General features: G+C 39.0%; 5 protein-coding genes. All 5 read right to left on the bottom strand.

The features are described 5' to 3' along the window. A partial coding sequence (opp4C, locus tag V7164_RS15005) for an oligopeptide ABC transporter permease (RefSeq protein ID WP_438824151.1) occupies positions 1–904 on the bottom strand: 904 nt, incomplete at its 3' end. 21 nt (positions 905–925) lie between these two features. Then, positions 926–1,876: an ABC transporter permease gene (locus V7164_RS15010; RefSeq protein WP_335347994.1), complete on the bottom strand. Its 951-nt coding sequence runs from the start codon at positions 1,874–1,876 to the stop codon at positions 926–928. A 137-nt stretch (positions 1,877–2,013) separates the two neighbouring features. Further along, on the bottom strand, positions 2,014–3,687 hold the full coding sequence (locus tag V7164_RS15015; RefSeq protein WP_335354488.1) for a peptide-binding protein: 1,674 nt from the start codon (positions 3,685–3,687) through the stop codon (positions 2,014–2,016). Between the two features lie 145 nt (positions 3,688–3,832). After that, the gene (locus V7164_RS15020) at positions 3,833–4,855 is read right to left on the bottom strand and encodes an ABC transporter ATP-binding protein (RefSeq protein WP_335354489.1); all 1,023 of its coding nucleotides are present in this window, start codon (positions 4,853–4,855) and stop codon (positions 3,833–3,835) included. Beyond that, a partial coding sequence (locus tag V7164_RS15025; RefSeq protein WP_335354490.1) for an ABC transporter ATP-binding protein occupies positions 4,852–5,364 on the bottom strand: 513 nt, incomplete at its 5' end. The genes V7164_RS15020 and V7164_RS15025, both read right to left, overlap by 4 nt.

The raw sequence follows: 5,364 nt of genomic DNA on the forward strand, positions 1-5,364 counted from the left end.
AATCTTGGGTTTTTGGATCTAAGGCGTCTCGGAGACCATCTCCGATAAAGTTAAAGCATAAAACAGTAATCAATATGAGCAAGCCCGGGAAAAAAGAATACCAAGGTGCTGTTTTCAAAACTGTAAAATCTTGTGCATCTTGAAGCATATTTCCCCAGCTAGGAGTAGGTGGCTGAATACCTAGTCCTAAATAACTTAAGGCAGCTTCCGTCAAAATGACATTTCCAATTAACAATGAAGCAGAAACAATAATTGGCCCCATCGCATTTGGCAATATATGATTAAAAATAATTTTGTAAGATTTAGTCCCTATCGTTTTCGAAGCAAGCACAAACTCCCTTGTTCTTAACGTTAGAAACTCCCCTCTCACAAGCCTTGCAGTACTTGTCCAACTAATTAAAGCAATGACAAGAATTAAGTTAAAAGTACTTGGCTTAAAAATAGAGACTACTGTGATTAATAAAAAGAGACTTGGTATTGAAATCACAATATCAACTAATCTCATTAACATTGCATCAATAATTCCGCCAAAATAACCAGCAATTGCCCCAACACTAACCCCGATAATAAGAGCCCCGGCAACAGAACCAAAGCCTACAAGTAAAGAAATCCGTCCGCCATATAATAGCCTTGTGAAAATATCCCGTCCATATCGATCTGTCCCTAGCCAATATTCCGCACCCGGCGCTTTTAACTTATGCAATAAATTCATATCCTCAAATTTATATGGCGCAATGACTGGAGCCAATATGGATGACATGATAATAATAAACAACACGATGGCTCCTATAACAGCCAACTTATTTTTCATAAATTTTCGGAAAAATATTCTAGTTAAAGTATCAGGCTTGCTTTTTAAATGGGGGTTTAATTTTAAATCATCTTGTGAAATTTCCGCATTTATTTGTGACAAATAAACCCCTCCTTAATACTCGATACGCGGATCGAAAATTGCGTACAAAATATCCGCTAGCAAATTTCCAATTACAACAAACACTGCTGAAATTACGGTTAGCGCCATAATGACTGGATAGTCGCGAAGAAAAGCAGAGTCAATAAATAATTGCCCAAGACCTGGCCAAGCAAAAACCTTCTCTGTTATGGCTGCTCCGCCAACAAAGGATGGAAGCATTAAACCAAAAAGTGTGATAATTGGAATCATACCGTTTCTAACCCCATGCTTAACGACCACTTTATTTTCTTTGAATCCTTTTGACATGGCCGTACGGATATAATCCTGCTTTAGGACATCCAGCATTGAAGATCTTGTGTACCGTGTAAGAGCCGCTAAATCCGCTGTCGCTAAAACAAAGCCTGGTAGAATTAAATGATGTATACGGTCCCAAATACTAAATGGTGCATTTAAAGTTGCCACTCCCCCAGTTGGGAACCAGCCTAATTTAACTGAAAAAAACATAATTAAAATGAGTCCTAACCAGAAGTTGGGTGTTGCAACCCCGAGAAAGGAGCTGACTGTAAACGTATAATCCAGTGGCGAATAGGGTCGCATTGCCGAATAAATGCCAATTGGAATAGCAATGATGATCGCAATTGCAAATGAAACAACCATTAATAATAGCGTATTTGGCAGCCTATTAAGAATAAGTTCACTTACTGGAGTTCCCCGTTTAATTAAAGATTCACCGAAATCACCTTTTGCCATATTTCCAAGCCATTTAAAATATTGAATATGAATAGGATCGTTTAATCCATATTTTTCTTCGAATTTAGCTTTATCCGACGGCTTCATTTTTGGATCCATAAGCATTGCTACAGGTCCGCCTGGTGCCGCTTTTATGATGGCAAATGATAAAATGGTAATTCCGAATAACAAGGGAATAGCCATTAATGTTCGTCTAAAAATGTATGAAACCATCGTCTATTCTCCCTTTCGCTAACTTTCAGTTTATTTAAAATACACGACCTAAAATTTAACGTGTAGAATTTTCAGTATTTGAAAAATAAAAAGTAAGGGAAGGGTATCCAATCCCCTACTTTTTATTAGGAATGATTCTATTCTTGTTTTAACCACCATTTGTGGATATTGTACATTTGAGCCTTCGGATGGAATTCATAGCCTTCTAGATTTTTAGGAAGTGCACGGAATTCTTTCGGATAGTATAGGAATGTATATGCTTGATCTTCAGCAAGACCAGCTTGAATTTTTCCAATCATTTCTTTACGCTTATCTTTGTCAAGCTCTTGCAGCTGCTCATCCATTAATACATCTAGCTCTGGATTTGAGTAGCCAGTAAAGTTAAGGCCTTGCTCAATTTCTTTCGTATGGAAAATGCCGCTTGGATCTGGATCAATACCTAGGCTCCAGCCTAATACGATTGCTTCAAAATTCCATACACCCGGGTCGATATCAGCAATTAATGAACTGAATTCAACGATTTGAGGCTTGATTTCAATGCCAACTTCTTTTAATTGTTGTTGAAGAATAACAACGATATCCTCACGAACTTTATTTCCTTGGTTTGTTTTTACTTCTACAGAGAATTTCTTGCCATCTTTTTCTAGGATGCCGTCAGCACCAGGAGTCCAGCCAGCATCTGCTAACATTTGTTTTGCTTTTTCTACATCGTATTCAAACTTTGGTACATCTGGATTATATGCCCAGCTTAATGGGCTTTCCGGAACGTGTGCAACTTCACCTAATCCAGCCATTACGTTTTCAACAATAGCTTTACGGTCAATTGCATGTGTAATAGCTTGACGAACTTTCTTGTCCTTGAACTTATCGTCACGCTGGTTCAACGCAAGATAAGTATAGGAAAGGGCTAAACCTGACTCTAAACGAAGTCCAGTTGCATCAGCAAAGCTTTCAACCGTTGGAACGTCTGGCTGTGCGATACCTGCATAGTAATCAATATCTCCAGCTTGAAGCTGAGCAAGGATTGAGTTTGCATCTGGAACAAGCTTGTAAGTGACAGAATCTAAGTATGGACGGCCATCAAAGAAATCATCATTAGCAACAACTTTTACGTATTCACCGTCTTTCCACTCAGAAAATTTGAATGGTCCTGAACCGATTGGGTTTTTCGTGTTAAACTCATGCTCACCAAGATCAGCAATCGGAACATCTTTTAAGATATGCTCAGGAAGAATTCCAAATCCAAGACTAACTACTGGGAATTGAGCATCTACTTGCTTTAAAGTAAATTTAACAGTATATTGGTCAATTTTTTCTATCTTCTCGATATTTTCAAAATATGATTTACGGACACCATCATAATCTGGACTTAATGGAATGCTGTATGTAAATACAACATCATCCGCATCTAATGGCTCACCATCATGGAATTTTGCATTTTCAACAATTTTTACAGTAAATTCTTTACCATCTTCTGAAGCCTCTAATGACTCAGCAAGATTGCCTTCTGTTACTGTATTAAGTTCAATATCTGAACCTGTTAAACTGCTAAAAATCATATCTTCAATATCACCGCTCGAAGCATCATTTGAATATAAAGGGTTAAACATGGTTGGTGCACCTGTTGAACCAACTACTAGATCTCCACCTGTAACAGGTCCTTCATTTTTCGGTTCTTCTTTTGCCGGTGTTTCTTCTTTTGCCGGTGTCTCTTCTTTTGGCTGGGTTGTCTGCTGTCCGCCGGAACATGCCGCTAAGAACATAGACAATACTAGCATAAGGCTTACTAGTAACCACGCTGGCTTTTTCATTCATTTTCCCCCTTAAGGTTTATTTTTTAAATCTAAATCCTTTTTTCAGAGAAACGAGTGTAAATATATCGCCCCCCTTCAAAGATTTATATACTAAATGCATAAATCTCATGGAATGAGTTTATCTGGCATTTAATAACAGAAATTAATATAAGTGGCAGGCTACAAAGTGGTCCTGTTTAACCTCTTTATAATCAGGTACTCTTTGACTGCAAATTTCCGTTGCTGCAGGGCATCGAGTGTGGAAAACACAGCCTTGGGGCGGATTTGCCGGACTAGGCAAATCGCCTTTTAGAATAATTCTTTCTCTTGCCTGTACACCTTTTTTCTTTGGTACTGGAACGGCTGACATAAGTGCCTGAGTATATGGATGAAGCGGATCATCGTACAAATCCTTTTTACCCGCAAATTCCATGATTTTTCCTAAATACATGACCCCAACCCTGTCGCTAATGTGACGAACGACACTTAGATCATGGGATATGAACACATATGTTAATCCTAATTCCGATTGCAAATCCTCCATTAAGTTAATAATTTGCGCCTGGATGGACACATCGAGTGCGGACACAGGCTCATCAGCAATGATTAAATCAGGATTTACCGCAAGAGCCCTGGCAATCCCAATCCTTTGTCTTTGTCCACCGGAAAACTCATGAGGGTATCGATTAATAAACAGCGGGTTAAGGCCTACCTTATCAAGGAGATCTTGAATTTTCTCCTGTCTTTCCTTCCCGCCATATAAATTATGGGTAACCATTGGCTCACTTAGAATAGATTTCAATGTCTTCCTAGGATTTAATGACGCATACGGATCCTGAAAAACCATTTGGATATCTTTTCTGATTGTCCGACGAAGATCTCCTTCGCTCATTTTTGAAATATTCTGACCTTTAAAGATAATATCCCCGCTAGTTGGTTCATACAGTCGAATTAGTGTCCGTCCTGCGGTTGATTTTCCACAGCCCGATTCACCAACAATTCCAATCGTTTCTCCTCTTTTTACATTAAAGCTCAATCCATCTACTGCTTTAATAGACCCTACGGTCCTTTGTAAAAAGCCAGCTTTAATAGGAAAATGCTTCCTTAAGTCCTTAACATCTAATATATATTCCGAATCTTTCGTGTATGCTTGCTCCTTTTTACCTAATGAGGTTGTTGCATTCATAGTGTAGCCTCCTTTTCCACATGTAAAAAGCAGCGTGCCGATCTTGAGCCTTTAATTGGCTTTAACTCAGGTGCTTCGCTATGGCATCGATCAAACGCATGTGGGCAGCGAGGTGCAAAACGGCATCCTTTCGGAAAGTGCTCTGGAGGAGGAACCGTTCCTTCGATTGAATAAAGGCGATCTATATCTGCATCAAGTGATGGAATCGATCCCATTAATCCGATTGTATAAGGGTGTAGTGGTTCATCAAATAAATCATCTACACTGGCTTCTTCTACCACTTGACCACAGTACATAACAACTACACGATCCGCAATTTCAGAAACAACACCTAAATCATGGGTTATGATTAGGATAGAAGTTTCGGATTTTTGGCTTAAGTCTTTCATTAAGTCTAGAATTTGAGCTTGAATTGTAACGTCAAGGGCTGTGGTCGGCTCATCCGCAATAAGAAGCTTTGGATTACAGCTCATGGCAATTGCAATCATGACACGCTGTCTCATGCCGCC

This window comes from Bacillus sp. JJ1474 (assembly GCF_036965225.1).
Lineage (GTDB): Bacteria > Bacillota > Bacilli > Bacillales > Cytobacillaceae > Cytobacillus.